Annotated in this window: 20 protein-coding genes; 19 read left to right on the top strand and 1 reads right to left on the bottom strand. The window is 67.1% G+C overall.

Annotated elements, in window-relative coordinates; genetic code table 11:
- The first annotated feature begins 9 nt into the window (after positions 1–9).
- From ABC347_RS09875 to ABC347_RS09860, 4 genes are all read left to right on the top strand, one after another.
- A complete protein-coding gene (locus ABC347_RS09875; RefSeq protein WP_413245561.1) occupies positions 10–555 on the top strand; it encodes a nuclear transport factor 2 family protein in 546 nt (181 codons plus the stop codon).
- A complete protein-coding gene (locus ABC347_RS09870; protein WP_413245560.1) occupies positions 548–1309 on the top strand; it encodes an enoyl-CoA hydratase/isomerase family protein in 762 nt (253 codons plus the stop codon). The genes ABC347_RS09875 and ABC347_RS09870 overlap by 8 nt, the downstream gene beginning before the upstream one ends.
- Positions 1310–1313: 4 nt before the next feature.
- Entirely contained in the window at positions 1314–2144 is an 831-nt protein-coding gene (locus ABC347_RS09865) for a ThuA domain-containing protein (protein ID WP_413245559.1), read from the top strand.
- Between the two features lie 422 nt (positions 2145–2566).
- Positions 2567–4252, top strand: a complete 1686-nt coding sequence (locus ABC347_RS09860) for an AMP-binding protein (protein WP_413245558.1) — start codon at positions 2567–2569, stop codon at positions 4250–4252.
- A gap of 132 nt (positions 4253–4384) precedes the next feature.
- Here the strand turns inward: ABC347_RS09860 and ABC347_RS09855 are convergent, their stop codons facing one another.
- Positions 4385–6163: an ABC-F family ATP-binding cassette domain-containing protein gene (locus tag ABC347_RS09855; RefSeq protein WP_413245557.1), complete on the bottom strand. Its 1779-nt coding sequence runs from the start codon at positions 6161–6163 to the stop codon at positions 4385–4387.
- A gap of 148 nt (positions 6164–6311) precedes the next feature.
- On the opposite strand from ABC347_RS09855, the gene ABC347_RS09850 reads away from it, so the two are divergent.
- The 15 genes from ABC347_RS09850 to murD all read left to right on the top strand — a co-directional run bounded on the left by ABC347_RS09850 (position 6312) and on the right by murD (position 20782).
- Complete coding sequence (locus tag ABC347_RS09850) at positions 6312–6599, top strand: hypothetical protein (protein ID WP_413245556.1); 288 nt, start codon at positions 6312–6314, stop codon at positions 6597–6599.
- A gap of 93 nt (positions 6600–6692) precedes the next feature.
- On the top strand, positions 6693–7271 hold the full coding sequence (locus ABC347_RS09845) for a PEPxxWA-CTERM sorting domain-containing protein (protein WP_413245555.1): 579 nt from the start codon (positions 6693–6695) through the stop codon (positions 7269–7271).
- 89 nt (positions 7272–7360) lie between these two features.
- Positions 7361–8038, top strand: coding sequence for a response regulator transcription factor (locus ABC347_RS09840; RefSeq protein WP_413245554.1), 678 nt, complete (start codon positions 7361–7363; stop codon positions 8036–8038).
- 88 nt (positions 8039–8126) lie between these two features.
- A complete protein-coding gene (locus ABC347_RS09835; RefSeq protein WP_413247030.1) occupies positions 8127–9521 on the top strand; it encodes a sensor histidine kinase in 1395 nt (464 codons plus the stop codon).
- 55 nt (positions 9522–9576) lie between these two features.
- Complete coding sequence (locus ABC347_RS09830) at positions 9577–10575, top strand: cysteine synthase A (RefSeq protein WP_413245553.1); 999 nt, start codon at positions 9577–9579, stop codon at positions 10573–10575.
- A gap of 74 nt (positions 10576–10649) precedes the next feature.
- Entirely contained in the window at positions 10650–10922 is a 273-nt protein-coding gene (locus tag ABC347_RS09825) for a hypothetical protein (RefSeq protein WP_413245552.1), read from the top strand.
- A gap of 47 nt (positions 10923–10969) precedes the next feature.
- Positions 10970–11629: a Gldg family protein gene (locus ABC347_RS09820; RefSeq protein ID WP_413245551.1), complete on the top strand. Its 660-nt coding sequence runs from the start codon at positions 10970–10972 to the stop codon at positions 11627–11629.
- 332 nt (positions 11630–11961) lie between these two features.
- Positions 11962–12435, top strand: a complete 474-nt coding sequence (locus ABC347_RS09815) for a division/cell wall cluster transcriptional repressor MraZ (protein WP_413245550.1) — start codon at positions 11962–11964, stop codon at positions 12433–12435.
- On the top strand, positions 12432–13376 hold the full coding sequence (gene rsmH / locus ABC347_RS09810; RefSeq protein WP_413245549.1) for a 16S rRNA (cytosine(1402)-N(4))-methyltransferase RsmH: 945 nt from the start codon (positions 12432–12434) through the stop codon (positions 13374–13376). Before ABC347_RS09815 ends, rsmH begins: the two co-directional genes overlap by 4 nt.
- Entirely contained in the window at positions 13373–13936 is a 564-nt protein-coding gene (locus ABC347_RS09805; protein ID WP_413245548.1) for a hypothetical protein, read from the top strand. Before rsmH ends, ABC347_RS09805 begins: the two co-directional genes overlap by 4 nt.
- Entirely contained in the window at positions 13933–15651 is a 1719-nt protein-coding gene (locus tag ABC347_RS09800) for a peptidoglycan D,D-transpeptidase FtsI family protein (RefSeq protein WP_413245547.1), read from the top strand. The genes ABC347_RS09805 and ABC347_RS09800 overlap by 4 nt, the downstream gene beginning before the upstream one ends.
- Positions 15638–17065, top strand: coding sequence for a UDP-N-acetylmuramoyl-L-alanyl-D-glutamate--2,6-diaminopimelate ligase (locus ABC347_RS09795; RefSeq protein ID WP_413245546.1), 1428 nt, complete (start codon positions 15638–15640; stop codon positions 17063–17065). Before ABC347_RS09800 ends, ABC347_RS09795 begins: the two co-directional genes overlap by 14 nt.
- The gene (locus ABC347_RS09790) at positions 17062–18435 is read left to right on the top strand and encodes a UDP-N-acetylmuramoyl-tripeptide--D-alanyl-D-alanine ligase (protein WP_413245545.1); all 1374 of its coding nucleotides are present in this window, start codon (positions 17062–17064) and stop codon (positions 18433–18435) included. The genes ABC347_RS09795 and ABC347_RS09790 overlap by 4 nt, the downstream gene beginning before the upstream one ends.
- Positions 18435–19505, top strand: a complete 1071-nt coding sequence (gene mraY / locus ABC347_RS09785; RefSeq protein WP_413245544.1) for a phospho-N-acetylmuramoyl-pentapeptide-transferase — start codon at positions 18435–18437, stop codon at positions 19503–19505. The genes ABC347_RS09790 and mraY overlap by 1 nt, the downstream gene beginning before the upstream one ends.
- The gene (gene murD, locus ABC347_RS09780) at positions 19502–20782 is read left to right on the top strand and encodes a UDP-N-acetylmuramoyl-L-alanine--D-glutamate ligase (RefSeq protein WP_413245543.1); all 1281 of its coding nucleotides are present in this window, start codon (positions 19502–19504) and stop codon (positions 20780–20782) included. Before mraY ends, murD begins: the two co-directional genes overlap by 4 nt.
- Positions 20783–20792: the final 10 nt, after the last annotated feature.

Genomic DNA, 20792 nt, shown 5'->3' with positions numbered 1-20792 from the left:
GAGTGACCGATGGACATCGAAGCCCGCATCGCCCGTCTCGAAGCCGAATCCCAGATCCGCCAGCTGATCGCGCGCTATTGCTTCACGATCGACGAACGTGATCTGCCGAACGTGGCCGCGTTGTTCACCGACGATGCGGTGGTGCGATCCGCAGACGGCGTGATGAACGCGACCGGCATCGATGCGATCATGGAACAGTATCAGGGCCGCTTCAAAGCGTTGGGGCCGGGCATGCACTTCATGCATGACATCCAGATCGATTTCGTGGGCGACGGCACACAGGAGGCGCATGGCAAGGTGGCGGGCCATGCCGAGCTCGAGCGCAACGGCAAGATGATGATGGTCGGCCTCCACTATCGCGACGTCTATCGCAACACGGCCAAGGGCTGGAAGTTCGCCGACCGCAACATCCACTTCCTCTACTATATCGATGCGGCCGACTATCCGACGATCATGCTGCAGCGTGATCGCAACCGCGCTTACGATAGCCCGAAGCCCGCCGACTTCCCCGAAGGGCTGGCAACGTGGAAAAGCTATGAGGCGGCGCATGGCTGAGGCCGGCCTGCGCGTCGATCGTCGCGGTGGCCTGCTGCTGCTGACGATCGACCGCGAGCATCGTCGCAATGCGCTGGATGCGGCTACATCCGCCGCGATCGACCAAGCGATCGGCGAGGCCGAAGCTGATCCCGCGATCGGCGTCGTGATCCTGACCGCCGTTGGCGACCGCGCCTTCTGTTCGGGTATGGACATGAAGGAGGCGGCCGCGATCGGCGTCGGCCACGGGCTGGTGCCGGGCCGCGGCTTCGCCGGCATCACCGAACGCCGCCGTACCAAGCCGCTGATCGCCGCGATCAACGGCACCGCGGTGGCGGGCGGCATGGAGATCGCACTGGCCTGCGACATCGTGATCGCGGCCGATCATGCGCTGTTCGGGCTGAGCGAAGTGAAGCGCGGCCTGTTCCCCTTCGCCGGCGGCGTGCAGCGTCTGGCGCGGGCGGTGCCGCGACAGACCGGGCTCGCGATGATCCTGACCGGCGAGGCGCTGCCGGCGGCGCGGTTGCACGCGCTGGGCCTCATCACTGAAGTGCTGCCGGGCGCAGATGTCCTGCCGCGCGCGATCGCGATCGCCGAGATCATCCTGAGCCATCCGCAGGAAGCAGTGCGCAACGCCAAGCTGCTGTTCGATCATGCCGCCGACATGCCGATCGATGACAGCCTGCGCCTGGGCCGTGCCTTCGGCGAGGCGACGCTCGGCTCTGTGGCATCGAAGGAAGGGGTGGCTGCCTTTGCCGAAGGGCGGGCAAAGTAGCGCGATGGCCGATCGGCCGAAGCTGCGCGTGTTCGTCGCGACCAAGGGCCATGCCTTTGCCCGTGACGCGTTCGAGGCGATGCTGCGCGCGGTGGATTGCGATCCGACCTTCGTCGATCAGCCGGCGGCCGCGGCGTTGATGAACCCGAATGGGCTGCGCGATCATGATGCCTTGTTGCTGCATGACATGTGGGGGCTCGACTTCCGCGCGCCGATCGAGGAACGGCCCGGTCATGTCGCGCCCGATCCGGCGTTCGTGGCCGGGTTCGAGGCGCTGGTTGCGAGCGGCAAGGGGATCGTCGCGATCCATCATGCGCTGGCGGGGTGGCCGGCCTGGCCGCGTTATGCAGAGCTGATCGGCGGCAGCTTCCGCTACAAGGCTGTCGAGTCCAGCGTCGCTTCGGGCTTTGCCGGCGATATCAGCTATGATGTCGCGCCAGTCGATCCCGATCATCCGGTCGTCGCTGGTTTGGCGCCGCGCTTCACGCTGACCGACGAGCCCTACCGCCACGGAATTGCGACGCGGGCCGTATTGCCGTTGCTGCGGATCGAGACCGCGATCGAAGACAGCCGCTTCCAATCAGCTGAAAGCGCCGTGCGGCGACAGATGCAGCCCGCCGACTGGACGCCGCCGCCCGCGACCGGAATCGCTGCCTGGGCCGCTGCGGCAGACGCAAGCCCGCTGGTCTATATCCAGCCGGGCGACGGCCCTCAGACATTCGCGGACCCAAACTATCGGCGGCTGGTGGGAAACGCGTTGCGCTGGGTGACGACCGCGGAGGCGCGGGCGTGGGTAGCGGCGTGTTCGAACCGGTCGGCTAATCAGGACGCTTAAAACCGTTCAAAAATGGCGGAAGATTAATGATGAACGGCAGCAATCTGTGTTCCCGCTGGTCGCCAACACGCGAGACTGCATTCGTACGTATCACGGCATAGCTAATTAGCACCACTGTTTGAAAAAGGCAGTTGCCTTAAAAACGACGCCGTCTTAGCATTCGCCCTATATCAGGATCGCTTCGGCCCCCGCGACCTGGAAACGCGTTCGCTAGGACGCAGACAGGGGCGGGGAGACGGATTGATGGCGGCGGCCAGGCGCAACCAACCTTATCGACGAGCGACGTCTGACGGTCAGTGCGAGCCCACAGCATCGCAGGGTCCGCTCTCGGCGCATTGTCCGTCCGATCATCTCTTCGATTTGTGCCGCGCACCGCAAAGGCTGACGGCCAGCGCCGTCATCCTGCGCTTTCCTTATCCGCGATGAGCCCGACCGTCCCGGGTGATCGGTCCCCGGCTACCGATCCGTCCCTTTCCCCCACTGTCGGCGGCACGTTGCAGCGTGCCGCCGATCGTTTTGCAGCAGTTGAGGCGCTGGTCTACGACGATCGACGCGCAACCCATGCTGCGCTGCTGGACGAGGCGATCGATCGCGCACGCTGCCTGATCGGCATCGGCGTGGCGCCCGGCGACCATGTCGGCATCCTGATGCCCAACTGCTGGGATGCGATCATCCTCTTCTATGCAGCGAACCTGATCGGCGCCCCGGCCGTGATGCTCAACGCGCGCTACCGGGCTGACGATCTGGCCTATGTGATTCCGAAAGCCGATATCCGGCACCTGTTCATCGGTGGCCACGCCCAGCCCACCGTCGATTACCGGCCGACGCTGGCAGCGATCTTCCCTGCGCTCGGCAGTTGGGACGGGCGTGACCCGCTTGTCATTCCAGAAGCGCCGCTGCTGCGATCGCTGATCGAACTGGGCGACGACCGCCCCGGCCGCTGGCCGCGGGAGGACGCGCTGGCCGGCGCCGCCGAAACCGTGTCGCGCCAGGCGGTGCTCGATCTGGCCGAACGCGTCGCCCCCGATGACATCAGCATGATGATGTTCAGTTCGGGCACGACCGCGCGACCAAAGGCCTGCATGCTCACCCACCGCACGCTGGAACAGACCGGCGCGGCGCTGGCGGCGCGCTTCCGGCTTTCGCCGGAGGATCGGCTATGGGATCCGCTGCCGCTGTTCCATATGTCGACCATGCTGCCTCTGGCCGCCTGCCGATCGGCCGGCGCCTGCTTCGTGGGCATGAGCCATTTCGATCCGGGCACGGCGCTGCGCATGTTCGAAGCCGAGCGGACCACGATCCATTATGCCGGCTTCCCGACGATCGTGCAGGCGCTGGTTTCGCATCCCGAGTTCGCGGCGTACGACCAGCGCCACCTGCGGATCAGCCATGTCGTCGGCCCGCCCGATCTGCTGCGCCGCTTCGCTTCAGCTTTCCCGGCGGCGGTACCGGTCAACAGCTACGGCCTGACCGAGGCGACGGGGGTGCCCTGCTGGGCGGATCTTGACGACCCGACTGATCTGCTGATCGAGACCAACGGCCGGCTGTTCGACGGTATGGCGGTGCGTATCATCGACCCGGACACCGGCGAGATTGCGCCGGACGGGCAGGCGGGCGAGATCCAGCTCAAGGGCTTCTGCCTGTTCGCCGGCTATTATGACGATCCGGAGGCCAGCGCGGCCGCGATCCCGGCCGATGGGTGGTTGCGCACCGGCGATCTCGGTCGGATCGGGCCGGGCGGGCGGCTGATCTACGACGGCCGGCTGAAAGACATGCTGAAAATCGGCGGAGAGAATGTCGCCGCAGTTGAGCTGGAAAGTTTCTTGATGACGCATCCGGCGATCCGGATGGCGCAGGTGGTGGGCGTGCCCGACGATCATCTGATGGAAGTGGCGTGCGCCTTCGTCGAGCCCGAACCTGGCGCCGCGATCGATGAGGAGGATGTGGTACGCCACTGTCTGGGGCGGATCGCGACCTACAAGGTGCCGCGCTATGTCCGGTTCGTGCAGGATTGGCCGATGAGCGCGACGAAGGTGCAGAAGTTCGCATTGCGCTCGGAGTTCGTCGCGGATCGCAAGTTCGACGTGGCGAAAATGGCGAAGGGATAAATCCTCCCCGGAATTGGGAGGGGGATCATGCGCAGCATGGTGGAGGGGGATCGCAGCGAACGCTCCGTCTGCCGAAAGCCCCCCTCCACCACGGCTTCGCCGCGGTCCCCCTCCCCGTGCCGGGGACGATCCTTATCCCAGGCCTTCTGCCAGTTCCGCCAGTTCCAGCCAGCGAGTCTCGGCCTCCTCTTTACGGCGGCGCGCGGTTTCCAGGCCAACCATCAGGCCATCGAATTTCGCTGGATCGCGTGTGTAGAGATCGGGATCGGCGAGCGCCGCTTCATCGCGGGCGATCGCGGCCTCGATCTCCTCGATCTGTTTGGGCAGCAGATCGAGATCGCGCTGATCCTTGTAGCTGAGCTTGGTGCGGGCGCGCGGCGGGGCGGGGGCCTCGACCTTCGCGGCCGGCCGCCTCTGCTCGGTCCGTGCCGGGCTGCGCTGGCGGACCCAGTCCTCGTAGCCGCCGGCGACGATATCGACCTTGCCCGATCCGTCGAGCCCGAGCGTGACCGTGACGGTGCGATCGAGGAAATCGCGGTCATGGCTCACGATCAGCACCGTGCCGTCATAATCCGAGATCACTTCCTGCAGCAGATCGAGCGTCTCGAGATCGAGGTCGTTGGTCGGCTCGTCCAGCACCAGCAGGTTGGACGGCCGGGCGAATTCGCGCGCCAGCAGCAGCCGCGATCGCTCCCCGCCGGATAGCGTGCCAACCTTGGCCTCCGCCAGCGAGGGTTCGAACAGGAATTCCTTGAGATAGCCGTGGACATGCTTGCGCGTGCCCTGCACGTCGATCCAGTCGCCGCCGTCCGCCAGCACTTCGCGCACCGTCTTGTCGGGGGCCATCAGGCTGCGCTGCTGATCGATCACGATCCGGTCCAGCGTCTTCGCCAGCTTCACCCGGCCTTCGTCGGTCGAAAGCTCCCCGGTCAGCAGCTTGAGCAGCGTCGTCTTGCCCGCGCCGTTCGCGCCGACCACGCCGATCCGGTCACCCCGGGTCACCCGGAAATTCAGATCGCGGATCACGGTGCGATCGCCGAAGCGCTTGGTGACATGCTCGGCGTCGATCACGACCTTCGTCTTCACGTCGTCGGAAGCGATCGACAGCGCGGCTGCGCCCTGCGGGCCCAGCATCGCGGCGCGGGTGGCGCGCATTTCCTTAAGCTTGGTCAGGCGGCCCTGGTTGCGCCGCCGGCGCCCGGTGACCCCGCGCAGCAGCCAATGTTCCTCGATCTTCAGCCGCGCATCCAGCCGCTGGGCATTGCGGGCCTCTTCCTCGAACACCTTCTCGGTCCACGCTTCGAACCCGCCAAAGCCAATCTCCTGGCGGCGGATGGCGCCGCGATCGAGCCACAATGTCTGGCGCGTGAGGCGGGTCAGGAAGGTACGGTCATGGCTGATCGCGACGAACGCGCCGTTGAAGCGCGCCAGCCACTGTTCCAGCCAGTCGATCGCGGCGATGTCGAGATGGTTGGTCGGCTCGTCCAGCAGCAGCACGTCCGGCTCCTGGGCGAGCGCGCGGACGATCGCGGCGCGGCGGCGTTCGCCTCCGCTGGCGGTTGCTGCCTCCCGATCGAGGTTGACGCCGATCTGGTCGGCGATCGCGTCGATCTCGTGCGGCAGCGGCGCATCCGGCCCCGCCAGCGCGAATTCGCGCAGCGTGGCATGGCCTGCGATCGACGGTTCCTGTTCCAGCAGGATCACCCGCGTCCCCGGCACGATGGTACGGCGGCCCTCATCCGCCTCCAGCGTACCGGCAAGCAACCTGAGCAGGGTCGACTTGCCCGCGCCGTTACGGCCAATCAGCGCCAGCCGATCGCGGGGGCCGATGAAGATATCCAGGCCCTTGAACAGCCAGCCATGGCCCTGCACGAGGCCGATATCCTGCATGGAGAGAATGGGTGCCGACATGCGCGGGCAGCTAGGGATGGTGGCCGGCGATGTAAATCCTCGCCGCATCGAGCGAGGGATCGCAATGCGGCAACACCGGCTGAACAAACGCCGCGTCCTGCATTCACGGCCTGTTCAATGCGCGTACCCTATGTCATCGCCCATGTTCATGAAATTGCTTCTCGTCTCCGGCATGTTGGCGGCCACGGGCTTGGCGGGCGCGGCGGATGCGCGTCCGCGGCCGGAACAGAACAGCGCCTATGAAGATGCGCGCGCCGGGCGGATCAAGCCGCTTCGCGAGATCGAGGGCCGCGTGCTCCCGCGGATGGGCGGCGCGCGCTATCTCGGGCCGGAACTGCACGAGGATCGCTATCGGCTGAAGTTCATGGATCGCGGGTCGGTGATCTGGGTCGATGTCGATCCGCGGACCGGTGCGATCATCGGTCGGGCTGACTGATCCCGCTTCGGGACGGCGTAAACCGCGTTTGCCCGCTTTTCTGCGTCACAGCGGCCATTTATCGGATCTCCCATATCGTATGGGGGATTGAAGATGCGTTTGCCTGTCCTGTTTGCCGCTGTCCTTTCGCTGGCATCCGCGATGCCGGCCCATGCCGCGCGCTATTTTGACTTCTCGTTCGTCGGTACGCCGATCGTCGGCGATGGCACGCTGGGCAGCGGCCAGCTGGAAACCGATGATGGCGTGCTGGAAGACGGCGTCACCATCTACACGCTGACCGGCATCACCGGCGAGGCCGGCTATGATTATGCCGAGACGCTGTCGCCGATCCTGGGGCTTTTCGAATTTGGTGGTCCGCTGTTCATCGTCGAGGATGCGGACGGCGGGCTGAGGACGGACCGGCTATCGTTCTTCGTCGATGGCCCGCTCAGCGGATACACCATCTTCCGGCCGCTCAGCCTCGGCGAATCGGCGTTGGCCGGGTCCACCATCAGCGGCCTGATCGGCAGCAACGGCGAGACCTTCGCCGATGTCACGCTTACACTGGCGCCGGCCACGATCAGCGCGGTGCCCGAACCGGCGGCCTGGGCACTGATGATCGGCGGCTTCGGTCTCGCTGGGATCGGCCTCCGCCGGCGTCCGCGCGCGGTGATGGCACTGGCGACGGCCTGAAGGGTTCAGCTCCGCGACAGCCGATTTCCCTGAACGGGGGCGTCATGATAACGCCCCCGCCGGACCCATGTCGTGAGGATGACATTTCGATGCGCGTACTGATCGTCGAGGACGAGCCCAATCTCGGTCGCCAGCTGCGTGCCACGCTGGAAGGTGCCGGCTATGCGATCGATCTCGCCACCGATGGCGAGGACGGCCATTTCCTGGGATCGACCGAGAGCTATGACGCGATCATCCTCGATCTCGGCCTGCCGGAAGTCGATGGGCTGACCGTGCTCGATCGCTGGCGCAAGGAAGGCAAGGACACGCCCGTGCTGGTGCTGACCGCGCGCGACAGCTGGTCCGACAAGGTTGCCGGGCTGGACGCCGGCGCGGACGACTATCTGGCGAAGCCGTTCCAAACCGAGGAGCTGATCGCACGGCTGCGTGCGCTGATCCGCCGGGCGGCGGGCAACGCATCCTCCGAGCTGATCGCCGGCGACGTGCGGCTGGATACGCGGAGCGGCAAGGTGACGCTGGCGGGCGAGCCGGTGAAGCTGACGGCGCAGGAATATAAGCTGCTGAGCTATCTGATGCACCACAAGGGCAAGGTCGTCAGCCGCACCGAACTGATCGAGCATATCTACGATCAGGATTTCGACCGTGATTCGAACACGATCGAAGTGTTCGTCACGCGGATCCGCAAGAAGCTGGGCCAGGATGTGATCACAACAATCCGCGGTCTCGGCTACAGCCTCGAGGATGTCGAGGCCAAGCCGGCCGGCTGAGCCCGCCATGGCCGATTCCGCGCCAGAGCCACCACCGGTCGCGGAGCGTGCGCCGCGCCCGCTGCGCCTCACTGCTTGGTGGCGGCTGATGCGCAGCCGGCTGGGCCTGCTGCCGGCTGCGAACACGAACAATGCCGGTTCGCTGACCCGGCGGATGATTGGCATCGCGGCGCTCTGGATCTTCCTGCTGCTGGCGGGCGGCGGCTTCGCGCTCGATCGGGTGCTGGCCGATGCGGTGACCCGCAATTTCGACGCGCAGCTCGAATATGTGCTGACCGCGATGATCGCTTCGTCCGAGATCGGGCCGGATGGCGAGGTGCGGTTCAACCGGCCGCTCGGCGACCAGCGTTTCCTGGAGCCCAACTCGGGGCTCTACTGGCAGGTCTCGGCACCGGGGCAGGAGGCGTTCCCGTCGCGATCGCTGTGGGACCGGCGGTTGAAGCAGCGGCCCGGCACGCATGGCGATGGCTTCGTCTTCTACGACAGCGACGAATTCCAGGAAGGGCCGCTGCGGATACTGGAGCGCGACGTGCGCCTGCCGGGATCACCCCTCACCTGGCATTTTCAGGTCGCGCAGGCGCGTAGCGGGCTGAACGAGCAGATTTCGGTACTGCGCCGCACGCTGATCCGTTCGTTCGCGCTGCTGGGGCTTGGCCTGATCATCCTGGCGGCGCTGCAGGCCACGTTCGGGCTGTGGCCGCTGCGCAAGCTGCGCCGCGCGATCGCGCAGGTGCGGACCGGCGCGCTGGCGCGGGTCGACGAACGCCTGCCGATCGAGATCGCGCCACTGGTCGAGGAGTTGAACGACCTGCTTGCCCATAATGATCGCCAGGCCGAGGAAGCCCGCCGACATGCCGGCAATCTGGCGCACGCACTGAAGACCCCGCTGACTGTGATCATGAACGAGGCGACCGCGCGCAGCAGCGATCTGGAGGCCACCGTGATCCGCGAGGCCACGACGATGCGCCGCCAGGTCGATCATCACCTTGCCCGCGCACGCGCGGTCGGCCGGCGGGGCGCCGCCCAGAGCTATTCGGATGTCTGGCCATCGCTGAAGGCGGTCGAGCGCGCGGTGTCGCGGCTCTATCGCCACGTCACCATCGATCTGGCGGGAGACAAGTCCGCCGCAGTCCATGTCGAGCGGCAGGATCTGGACGAGATGATCGGCAACCTGATGGAGAATGCCGCCAAATATGGCGGCGGGCGCGTGTTCGTGACGGTGGAACGGCAGGCGGGCTTCGTCGAGATACTGGTCGAGGATGACGGTCGCGGTATTCCGGAAGCCGAGCGCGGCAAGCTGTTCGAACGCGGCGCACGACTGGATACCGGCAAGCCCGGCACCGGCCTCGGTCTCGCGATCGTGCGCGACGTGGTCGAGATCTATGGCGGCACGATTTTGCTCGAAGAGAGCGAGGATCTGGGTGGGCTGTTGTCGCGGCTGCGGCTGCCGGCCGCAGTGGCGCCGCCCGCTACCCAGCTATGAACGGCTAAAGACTTCGCAGCTTGGCCGGCCGGCGGTGCTGGCCTATGCCGCGCCGATGGCCACAGCCCCCTCGACGCTCGCCCTGATCGGTAACACCCCGCTTGTCCGCCTGAACGGGCCGAGCGAGGCCACGGGCTGCGAGATTCTCGGCAAGTGCGAATTCATGAACCCCGGCGGATCGGTGAAGGATCGCGCTGCGCTGTTCATCGTCGAGGATGCCGAGGCGCGTGGCCTGATCGCGCCCGGCGGGACGATCGTCGAGGGGACGGCGGGGAACACCGGCATCGGGCTGGCGCTGGTCGCAAATGCCAAGGGCTATCGTACGATCATCGTGATCCCGGAAACGCAGAGCCGCGAGAAGAAGGATACGCTGCGGGCGCTGGGCGCGGAATTGATCGAGGTGGCGCCGGCCAGCTATTCGAGCCCCGCCCATTACGTCCATCAGTCGCGCCGGATCGCGGAGGAGACGCCGAACGCGCTTTGGGCCAACCAGTTCGACAATATCGCCAATCGGCTGGCCCATATCCGCACCACCGCGCGCGAGATCTGGGAGCAGACCGAGGGCCGGATCGACGGCTTCACTTGCGCAGTCGGCACCGGCGGCACGCTGGCGGGAGTCGGGCTTGGCCTGAAGGAGTATCGCGACGACGTGACAATCGCGCTCACCGATCCGCACGGTGCCGCGCTCTACGAATATTATGCGCATGGCGAATTGCGTGCGGAAGGATCATCGGTGGCGGAGGGGATCGGCCAAAGCCGGATCACCGCCAATCTCGAGAGTGCGCCGGTCGATACCCAGTTCCGCATTTCCGACGAGGAAGGATTGGAGCAGGTGTTCGGCCTGCTGACCGGGGAGGGGCTTTGCCTGGGCCTGTCGTCGGGCATCAACGTGGCCGGGGCGATCGCGCTGGCGCGGCAGCTTGGCCCGGGGCACCGGATCGTCACGATCCTCTGCAATTCCGGGATGCGTTACCTCTCGACGCTGTTCAACCCGGACTGGCTGGCTGCCAAGGGGCTCGCAGTGCCGGGTTGGCTCGTGCGTCCCGCGGGTTGAACTGCGGCGGCCGGCTGGTCTAAACCATGCCGGTCGCGGTCCGTCGATCAATCGACGGGGAAATCAGGGGTGGCATGCAGCGAGTCCGTATCGGGCTGACCGGTCTGGCGATCGTATTCCTGCTCACGCTGCTCGCGGCGGCCCTGTTCGGCCTTACCCGGGATTCGGAGGAAGCGAGGCTGGAGCAGCGCGCTGCAGCGATCGAGGAATCGATCAACGGCAGCGATCCCGCCGAACCGCTGGCGGAACTGGGTGTGACGCCGGGCGGCACGCCCGAGACGACGGAGACCATGGCCAACGGGCAGGCCACGGCCGATCTGCCGCCCGCCCCGGCCGCGCCCCGCTGATCCGTTTCATCGCGGCACTCTGCATCGGCCTGCTGGCGCCCGCGCCGTTGCCGGCTGCTCCGCCGATCGCGGTTCTGACGGGGCTGCCGCTGTTCTGGCCCGAAGGCGGGATCGGCGAAACCCTGGCCGGCCCGCCGATCGACGACAGTTGGCGCGCCGCGCTGGGTGGACGTGCCGCGATCCCCATCGAAACCAGCGCCGGCCCAGCACTTGCAGGCCAGCGCCTGCTGCTTGCCGCGCAGCCGCGCGATCAATCGCCGGCCGATCTCGTGGCGTTGGATGATTGGGTGCGACGCGGGGGACGGTTGTTGTGGCTGGCGGATCCGGCGCTTGCCCGCGCGAGCCGATTGCCGCTCGGCCATCCGGGCCGGCCACCGGCATCCCCGACGATGCTGCCGCTGCTCGCGCGCTGGCACGTGTCGATCACGCCGGATCGCGCCACGGGCGAAGGCTGCATGACGGCATGGGACGGGCTGGCCGCCGATTGCCGGCTTGGTCGCGGCCGGGCGATCATCGTGGCCGATGCCGACCTCCTGTTCACCCCGGCCGGGACGGCACGTTTGGCGTATGCGATCGAATCGCTGGCAGCCGATACCCCGCTTTCGAACGACTCGTTGCCTTTCGTTCCAAACGTTCTATTGTTGTTCCTGGGTGGCGGGCTCGCGGTTGCGTGCGCCCTGATTTGGCGACGGTTGCGCAGACCATGAATTCCCATTCGAGCCGACCCCGCAGAGAAAGTCATGGACATGGTTATCCACAGGCCATGGAGCCGCGTGGGCCGCAGAAATCCGCGCTTTTCTGGCTGAGGAGACATTTTCGCAACGGCTCATGATCAACAGCGCCGTTCCAAGATGTACCATTGAATTCCATGGTTTCCCCTGATACGCCTTCTCGCATGAGGGGGCAGGCTCGCATTCCCATGCTTTGATGTTCCGCACCGGCCATTCCGGATGTGGGGCGGCAAAGGGGGGTGGCGCCGGCCAAACGGGGTCGACTGTTGGACGTCATCGAGCCTTTTGCCGGCGGATATCTGAACGCAGTGGACGCGAAGGGTCGCGTGTCCTTGCCGGCCAGCTTCCGTTCGACGATCGAGCGTCGTTTCCGCGCCGCCGGCACCCAGCGCAGCGAAGCCGATCAGAAGATGATCCTGGTCGGCGAGCATGAGCGGTTCCGCTGCCTCGAAGCGTTCGACCCCACCTACCTGCCGACCTTCAGCGCCGCGCTGGCCCGCCGGATCGCGCAGCAGGAAGGCATCGACGAGATGGCCGCGCTCGAGGATGCCGAGGCCGAGGGCCTGCAGACCAAGGAATGGGTGAAATTCGACGACGCCGGCCGCATGGTGCTGTCGGCGGACCTGCGCGATATCGCCGGCATCACCGACTATGCCTGGTTCGGTGCGGCAGGCGGTCGCTTCCAGATCTGGAACCCCGCTACCTGCCGCGAGCAGCAGGCTGACAAGCCTCGCATCGTCAACGTCCTGGAACGCGCGATGCGCGACAGGGGCCTGCTGTGACCGGCGCGGCCCCTCACGTCCCGGTGCTGCTGGATGCAGTGATCGCGGGCCTCGCGCCGGCGGCCGGCGAAACTCATGTCGACGGCACGTTCGGTGCTGGCGGCTATTCCGCCGCGATCCTGGCGGCGGGCGCGGACGTGATCGCGTTCGACCGTGATCCCGATGCCATTGCCGAAGGCGCGGCGCTGGTCGCATCGGCCGGCGGGCGGCTGCGGCTGGTGCATGACCGCTTCTCGACGCTGGCCGCGCACGCCGACGCAGTGGACGGCGTGACGTTCGACATCGGCGTGTCCTCGATGCAGCTGGACAGGCCGGAGCGCGGCTTCAGCTTCCAGGCCGATGGTCCGCTGGACATGCGGATGGACCGGGAAGGGGAAAGCGCCGCCGATTTCGTGAACGGGGCGGACGAGGCCGAGATCGCGCGCGTGCTGGCCGATTATGGCGACGAGCCGCGCGCCCGGCGGGTGGCGCGCTTCATCGTGGCCGCGCGACCGCTGGCGACGACGGGCGAACTGGCCGCCGTCGTGCGCCGCGCGCTGGGCCATCGCCCGCACGACAAGAAGGATCCCGCAACCCGCACGTTCCAGGCGATCCGCATCCACCTGAACCGCGAGCTGGACGAGCTGCGCGACGGGCTGGCCGCGGCCGAGCAGGTGTTGAAGCCTGGCGGCCGGCTGGCGGTGGTCTCGTTCCACTCCACCGAGGATCGCATCGTGAAGCTGTTCCTGCGCGAGCGGTCGGGCGCGATGCCGGCCGGGTCGCGCCATCGCCCCGCGGTCGGCCCTGCCGCCGAGCCCAGCTTCGATGCCGTCGCCAAGCCGGTCCGCCCCGACGAGGGCGAGATCGATCGCAATCCCCGTGCCCGTTCCGCCACCCTTCGCGTCGCCCGCCGCACCGCCGCTCCCGCCTGGAGCGCTCTTCCGAAAGGTCCGTCGTCATGATCGCCTCGCGTTTCCGTTCGCTGGTCTGGGTCGGCGTCTTCGCGACGACCGCGCTGGGCTGCTATGTCGTCACCCAGCGGGTGGCGGGCGAGCGGGCGGAGCTGGCGAAGCTCGAGCGATCGATCCTGGCGGGCAAGCGCGAGGTACGCCGGCTGGAGACCGAACTCGATACGCGTGGCCGGCTGCCGCAGCTCGAGCGCTGGAACCAGGAAGTACTGGCGCTGACCCCGGCGAAAGCGAGCCAGTTCCTGGCGGGGGAGCTTCAGCTTGCAAGTCTCGATGCGCCGCCCAGGCCGCTGATCGATCCGTCGATCGCGCCGGCGCCGGCCGCGGTGCAGCTGGCAAGCGCGCCGGCCCGTGCCGCTGCGCCGGTGCAGGCGGCGCCCGTGCCGGTATCGGCGGAGGAACCGCCGATGCTGCGTCAGGCGACGTTCCTGAAGCCCAAGGGCGAGAAGCTGGCGGCCGTGCGCCAGACCGCGGCGATCGATGACGACGGGTTCGCTGCCGAGCTGGAGCGGATGGCCGCACGCGAAGCCAGGCAGGGCAAGCGCGACCAGTGACCGCGATCGTCGCCCGACCGGACCGGCTGCGCGTTTCCGGCCAGCGCCAGCAGCTTGTCGCCACCACCCATTTCCGGCTGATGGTGGTGATGCTGCTGTTCGTGCTGGTCACGGGGGTGGTGGCATCGAAGCTGGCCTATCTCGCGATCTTTGCCGATCGGCCCGATCGCGGGGCGGCGGCGACCGGGCTGCTGCCGGACCGCGGCGACATCGTCGATCGCAACGGCGTCACGCTGGCGCGCACGATCGACGCCTGGTCGGTGGGCGTGCATCCCAACAAGCTGATCGGCGATCCCGCGCTGCTGGCCTATCGCCTGGCCGAGCTGATGCCCGAGAAGACCGAGGCGCAGTATCTGGCGATCCTGAAATCCGGCAAGAAATTCGCCTATCTGCGCCGGCGTGCGGTGCCCGATTTGGTGCGCCGCGTGAACGCGCTGGGCGAACCCGCGATCGCCTTCACGCGGGAGCCCGAGCGGCTCTATCCGAACGCCAACCTTGCCAGCCATGTGCTGGGCTGGATCGACCAGAACGGCAATCCCGCATCCGGCATGGAAAAGGTGATGGATGCGGCGCTGACCGATCCCGCCAAGCGCGGCCGGCCGGTGATGCTGTCGATCGACAGCCGCGTGCAGGCGGCGATGGAAACCGAACTCAACGCCGCGATGGTCAAGCATTCGGCGATCGGCGCCAGCGGCCTGGTGCTGGACGTCGATACCGGTGAAATTGTGGCGATGGCGTCGTTGCCGTCGTTCAATCCCAACGCGACCGGGCGGACTCCGTTCGAGACGTTCCTCAACAAATCGACGACCAACGTCTACGAGCTTGGCTCCACCTTCAAGATGCTGACCGCGGCCAATGCGCTCGAACATGGCGTGGTGACCGATATGGCGCGGCGCTACGATGCCACCCATCCGCTGCAGGTGGGCCGTTACAAGATCACCGATTTCCACGCCCAGAACCGTTTTATGAACCTGCCCGAGATGCTGGTTCATTCGTCGAATATCGTGACTGCGCGGATCGCCGACGAACTGGGCGAGACGCGGATGCGGCGCTTCTTTCAGCAGGTCGGGTTCGACAAGCCGGCCGATATCGAACTGGGCGCGCGCGGCATGCCGCTGTGGCCGAAATTCTGGGCACGCACGACGACGATGACGACCGGTTACGGCCACGGCATCGCGGTGACTCCGCTGCACCTGGCATCGGCCTATGCCGCGCTGGTGAACGGTGGCGTGTGGCGCCCGGCGACGCTGATCAAGCGCGATGGTGCGCATGTGCCGGCCGGCCGCCGCGTGATCTCGCCCGAGACCAGCTACAAGATGCGCCAGCTGATGCGGCTGGTGGTGCTGGACGGGTCGGGCCGCAAGGCGGACGCGCCGGGCATGCGCGTGGGCGGCAAGACCGGCACCGCCGAGAAGCCGTCGGCGGGCGGCTACAAGCGCAATTCGCTGGTCTCCACCTTTGCCGGCGTGTTCCCGATGGACAAGCCGCGCTATGTGATCATCGCGATGCTGGACGAGCCCAAGGGCACGGCGGACACCTATGGCTATGCCACCGCCGCCTGGACGGTGGGCCCGGTGATCAACCGGGTCGTCTCGCGGATCGGGCCGATGCTGGACATCATTCCCGAAGAGGAGCGCGACATTGATACGTCGCAGCTGATGCCCTTGCTGTGGAAGCCCAAGGCGGCAGGCGAGAGCCATCGTGTGGCTGACTGATCTGTTCGGCGATCAGGCCGAAGGCGCCCTCAAAGCCCGCGTTACCGGCTTCGCGATCGATCACCGCAAGGTGGCCCCCGGGACCGTGTTCGGCGCCTTCCGCGGCGCGGCCGCCAATGGTGAGGACTATATCCCGGCGGCGATCGCAGCCGGCGCGATCGCGGTCGTCACCCGGCCCGAAGCGGATGTGGCAGGCGCGCTGCATGTGGCCGACGCGGAGCCGCGCCGCGCTTTCGCCCGCGCCGCCGCACGTTTCTTCGCGCCATTCCCGGATAAGGTGGTCGCGGTTACGGGCACCAACGGCAAGACATCAACGGTGGAGCTGACTCGCCAGCTGTGGCGGATGGCGGGGTTCCACGCCGCGTCGATCGGCACGCTGGGCGTCACGACCAGCGACGACCAGGTTTCGACCGGGCTGACCACGCCCGATATCGTGACCTTCCTGTCCAACGTCGCCGGGCTGCGGCGCGAGGGCGTCAGCCATGTCGCGTTCGAAGCTTCCAGCCACGGCCTGAGCCAGTTTCGTACCGAAGGGCTGCCGGTAAATGCCGCTGCCTTCACGAATCTGAGCCGCGACCATCTCGATTACCACGGTACGATGGAAGCCTATCTCGAGGCGAAGCTGCGGCTGTTCACCGAGGTCGTGGAAAGGGATGGCGCTGCAGTAATCTGGAGCGACGATGCCGCCTCGATCCGGGTGATCGAACTGGCCCGCGAGCGTGGGCTGCGGCTGATCACGGTCGGCCGCGCGGGCGAGACGCTGAAGCTGATCGATCGGGTGCCGACCCAACTTGGCCAGACGCTGGTGATCGAAGCGGATGGCGGGCGGCACACCGTGAAGCTGCCCTTGATCGGTGCCTATCAGGCGGCCAACGCGCTGACTGCGGCTGGACTGGTGATCGCGACCGGCGGGGATGTGGCGGCCACGCTGGCGGGTCTCGGGCGGCTCGCGCCGGTCCGCGGCCGGCTGGAACGCGCGGTGATCTCGAAGGCTGGCGCCCCCGTTTATGTCGACTATGCGCACACCCCCGATGGCCTGCAGGCCGCGATCGATGCGCTGCGCCCGCACGCAAAGGGCAAGCTGATCCTGCTATTCGGCGCGGGCGGCGATCGCGATACCGGCAAGCGGCCGGAGATGGGTGCGGTGGCGGTGGCCGGCGCCGATCATGTGATCGTGACCGACGACAATCCGCGCAGCGAGGATCCGGCCACAATCCGCGCGCAGATCATGACGGCGGCCCCCGGGGCGATCGAGGTCGGCGGCCGGCGCGAAGCGATTGCGCGCGCGATCGGCGATGCCGGGCCGGACGATATCGTGCTGCTGGCCGGCAAGGGGCATGAACAGGGGCAGATAGTGGGTGACCGCGTCCTGCCGTTCGACGATGTCCAGGTTGCGCGCGAGTGCGCGGGATGACGACCTTGTGGACCGCAGCGGAGATCGCCGCGGCGACCGGCGGCACCGCCGCGGGCGATTTTGCGGTCGGCGGCGTCGCCTTCGATTCGCGCGAGGTCGGCCCCGGCGATCTGTTCGTGGCGATGACGGGCGAGGCGACCGATGGCCATCGCTTCATCGACAAGGCGTTCGCAGCCGGCGCCGCGGGTGCGGTGGTGTCCGAGCCGGTAGACCATCCGCATGTTCGCGTCGCCGACACCACGGCCGCGCTCGATGCGCTGGGCCGCGCGGCGCGTGCGCGGACTGCGGCCAGGATCATCGGGGTCACTGGATCAGTCGGCAAGACGGGTACCAAGGAAGCCCTGTTCGCCGCGCTCGACCGGCCGGAACCGGGCTGCGCCCACCGCTCGGTCAAGAGCTACAATAATCATACCGGCGTGCCGCTGAGCCTGGCGCGGATGCCGGCCGACAGTCGCTTCGGCATCTTCGAGATGGGTATGAACCATGCCGGCGAACTGGCCGCGCTGACCCGGCTTGTTCGACCGCATGTGGCACTGGTGACTGCGATCGCCCCCGCCCATGTCGCGCATTTCAGGGACGAATCTGCAATCGCCGATGCCAAGGGGGAGATCTTCCAGGGGCTGGAGCCGGGCGGTGTCGCCATCATCCCCTATGATAGTCCGCATCGCGACCGGCTGGCGGCGGCGGCGGCGCCCTATGCATCGCGGATCTGGACGTTCGGGCGTGACAAGGGCGCGGACGTGCGGGCGCGCGAGGAAGTGCGATCGCTGCGCGGCACGCTGGTGACCGCGGTTCTGCCGGGGGCGGAGCTGACCTTCACAGTCGCGCAGCCGGGCGCGCACTGGGTATCGAACGCACTGGCCGTGATCGCGGCGGTGCACGCGGCCGAAGGCGATCTGGCCGCCGCGGGGCTGGCGCTGGCCGAGATGCCGGGCCTGAAGGGGCGGGGCGAGCGCAGCCGGGTTCCGGTTGCGGGTGGCGATGTGCTGCTGATCGACGAGAGCTACAACGCCAATCCGCTGTCGATGAATGCCACCATCCGGCTGCTGGGGGAGGAGCCGGCCGCGCGGCGCATCGTGGTGCTGGGCGAGATGCGCGAACTGGGCGAGGGCAGCCCGGCGTTCCACGCGGCCCTGGTCGATCCGATCATGGCGGCGAACGTCGACCATGCACTGCTCGTCGGTGAATCGATGGCGGCGCTGGCCACGGCGCTTGAGGGCCGGGTCGATTTCGAGCATGTGGCCGACGCCGCGACCGCGCTGGATCGACTCCGGTCGATGCTGGCGGCGGGAGACGCGGTTCTCGTCAAGGGATCGAACGCCATCGGGCTCGGGCGCATCGTCGATGCGCTTCGCGCCGGGATCGACTGATGCTTTATTATCTCGCCGAACAGCTCGGGTTTCCCGGCATCCTGAACCTGATCCGCTACATCACCTTCCGCGCCGGAGGGGCGGTGGCGACGGCATTGCTGATCGGGCTGCTGATCGGGCCGAAGTTCATCGGCTGGTTGCGCGTGCGCCAGGGCAAGGGCCAGCCGATCCGCTCGGACGGGCCGCAGACCCATCTCGCCAAGGTCGGCACGCCCACCATGGGCGGGTTGATGATCCTGACCTCGGTCGCGATCTCGCTGCTGCTGTGGATGGATCTCAGCAACCGATACACCTGGGCCTGCCTGTTCGTGACGCTGGGCTTCGGCCTGATCGGCTTCATGGACGATTACGACAAGGTGACGAAGCGCAGCCACAAGGGCGTATCAGGCAAGGTGCGGCTGCTGTTCGAATTCATCATCGCCGGCATCGCCAGCTGGATGATCGTCAGCGCCAACGGCACCGAAGTCTATCTGCCCTTCTACAACGGTCCGGCATTCGACATCGGCTGGTTCTACATCGCCTTCGCGGCCTTCGTGATCGTGGCGTTCGGCAATGCCGTGAACCTGACCGACGGGCTGGACGGGCTGGCGACGATGCCGGTGGTGATCGCCAGCCTGGCATTCATGGCGATCGCCTATCTGGTCGGCAACGCGAAGTTCGCCGCCTATCTGGGTATCCCCCATGTGCTGGGCGCGGGTGATCTCACCATCCTGCTGGCGGCGATCATCGGCGGCGGGCTCGCCTTCCTGTGGTACAACGCGCCGCCGGCGGCAGTCTTCATGGGCGATACCGGCAGCCTGGCGCTCGGAGGCGCGCTCGGCACGATCGCGGTGGCGACGCATCATGAAATCGTGCTGGCGATTGTCGGCGGGCTGTTCGTGATGGAAGCCGTGTCGGTGATCGTGCAGGTCTTCTTTTACAAGCGGACCGGCAAGCGCGTGTTCCGGATGGCGCCGATCCATCATCATTTCGAACAGCTGGGCTGGAGCGAGCCGACGGTGGTGATCCGCTTCTGGATCATCTCGTTCGTGCTGGCGCTGGCCGGCCTGGCGACGCTGAAGCTGCGATGATCACCTCCGACGCCTTTCGCGGGAAACGCTATGCGGTGCTCGGCCTCGCGCGTTCGGGCGTAGCGACGGTCGACGCGTTGCTGGCTTCGGGTGCTGAAGTCGTTGCTTGGGACTCGGACGAGGCAAAACGCGCGGCGATCGGGCGCGGCGCATCCGATCGGCTGAGTTTTGGCGATCCGCTGGAAATCGATCTGACCGGGTTCGACGGCGTCGTCGTATCGCCCGGCGTGCCGATCAATCGCCACCCGATCGCGCAGAAGGCGCGCGCGGCTGGCGTGCCGCTGATCGGCGATATCGAGCTGTTCGCGCAGGCCCGGGCATCGCTGCCGCCGCACAAGGTGGTCGGCATCACCGGCACCAACGGCAAATCGACCACGACCGCGCTGATCAAGCATATCGTCGAGGCGGCGGGCGTGCCGACGCTGATGGGTGGCAATATCGGCCTGCCGATCCTCGGCCGCGATCCGCTGCCCGCAGGCGGCATCTACGTGCTCGAACTTTCGAGCTACCAGATCGATCTCACGCAAAGCCTCGATTGCGAGGTGGCAGTGCTGCTCAACATAACGCCCGACCATCTCGATCGCTATGACGGGTTCGAGGACTACGCGGCGTCGAAGGCGCGGCTCTTCGCGATGTCGACCGGCACGGCGATCATTGCGACGGAAGACGATTCGACCCGCGCCTTTGCTGGCCGTCTGAAGGACCAACTCGTCGAGGTCCGCTCGACCGACATCTCGGATCAATCCGCCTGGCCTTCGCTACAAGGTCCACATAACGCGCAGAACGCCGCCGCCGCGATCGCGGCCGCCCGCGCGTTGGGGATCGACGAGGCGGCTATCGCGCGCGGTCTCGAAACCTATCCCGGCCTTCCACACCGTATGGAGCGCGTCGCCACCCGCAATGCCGTGCTGTACGTCAACGACAGCAAGGCCACCAATTCGACCGCGACCGCGCCCGCGCTCGGCGCCTATCAGGGCATCCACTGGATCCTGGGCGGCCTCGCCAAGACCAACGAGCTCGATGCCTGCGTGCCTTATTATGGCAATGTCCGCGCGGCCTACACGATCGGCGATGCCGGGCCGATGTTCGCGGAGCTGCTGCGCCCGCACATGGCGGTAGTGGAGGCGGGCACGCTGGAGACCGCGGTGCGGATCGCAGCGGACGCGGCACGGCCGGGCGAGGTGGTGATGTTGTCACCCGCCTGCGCCTCGTTCGATCAGTTTCGCGATTATGAAGCGCGCGGCGAGGCGTTCCGCGCGGCAGTGGGGGCACTGTGATGGTGGCGAC

Origin of the sequence: Sphingomonas canaveralia (assembly GCF_047238125.1) — a bacterium.
In the GTDB taxonomy this organism is placed as follows: Bacteria; Pseudomonadota; Alphaproteobacteria; order Sphingomonadales; family Sphingomonadaceae; genus JBDFMH01.
Note: the sequence above shows the minus strand (reverse complement) of the source record. Positions and strands in the feature narration are given on the sequence as shown.

What these genes read in the sequence shown, in the direction of transcription:
- ABC347_RS09860 (WP_413245558.1), top strand. Translation starts at nt 2,567, where the DNA reads ATGAGCCCGACCGTCCCGGGTGATCGGTCCCCGGCTACCGATCCGTCC.
- ABC347_RS09875 (WP_413245561.1), top strand. Translation starts at nt 10, where the DNA reads ATGGACATCGAAGCCCGCATCGCCCGTCTCGAAGCCGAATCCCAGATC.
- murD (WP_413245543.1), top strand. Translation starts at nt 19,502, where the DNA reads ATGATCACCTCCGACGCCTTTCGCGGGAAACGCTATGCGGTGCTCGGC.
- ABC347_RS09830 (WP_413245553.1), top strand. Translation starts at nt 9,577, where the DNA reads ATGGCCACAGCCCCCTCGACGCTCGCCCTGATCGGTAACACCCCGCTT.
- ABC347_RS09790 (WP_413245545.1), top strand. Translation starts at nt 17,062, where the DNA reads ATGACGACCTTGTGGACCGCAGCGGAGATCGCCGCGGCGACCGGCGGC.
- ABC347_RS09835 (WP_413247030.1), top strand. Translation starts at nt 8,127, where the DNA reads ATGCGCAGCCGGCTGGGCCTGCTGCCGGCTGCGAACACGAACAATGCC.
- ABC347_RS09805 (WP_413245548.1), top strand. Translation starts at nt 13,373, where the DNA reads ATGATCGCCTCGCGTTTCCGTTCGCTGGTCTGGGTCGGCGTCTTCGCG.
- ABC347_RS09845 (WP_413245555.1), top strand. Translation starts at nt 6,693, where the DNA reads ATGCGTTTGCCTGTCCTGTTTGCCGCTGTCCTTTCGCTGGCATCCGCG.
- ABC347_RS09865 (WP_413245559.1), top strand. Translation starts at nt 1,314, where the DNA reads ATGGCCGATCGGCCGAAGCTGCGCGTGTTCGTCGCGACCAAGGGCCAT.
- mraY (WP_413245544.1), top strand. Translation starts at nt 18,435, where the DNA reads ATGCTTTATTATCTCGCCGAACAGCTCGGGTTTCCCGGCATCCTGAAC.
- ABC347_RS09855 (WP_413245557.1), bottom strand. Translation starts at nt 6,163, where the DNA reads ATGTCGGCACCCATTCTCTCCATGCAGGATATCGGCCTCGTGCAGGGC.
- ABC347_RS09850 (WP_413245556.1), top strand. Translation starts at nt 6,312, where the DNA reads ATGAAATTGCTTCTCGTCTCCGGCATGTTGGCGGCCACGGGCTTGGCG.
- ABC347_RS09825 (WP_413245552.1), top strand. Translation starts at nt 10,650, where the DNA reads ATGCAGCGAGTCCGTATCGGGCTGACCGGTCTGGCGATCGTATTCCTG.
- ABC347_RS09870 (WP_413245560.1), top strand. Translation starts at nt 548, where the DNA reads ATGGCTGAGGCCGGCCTGCGCGTCGATCGTCGCGGTGGCCTGCTGCTG.
- ABC347_RS09840 (WP_413245554.1), top strand. Translation starts at nt 7,361, where the DNA reads ATGCGCGTACTGATCGTCGAGGACGAGCCCAATCTCGGTCGCCAGCTG.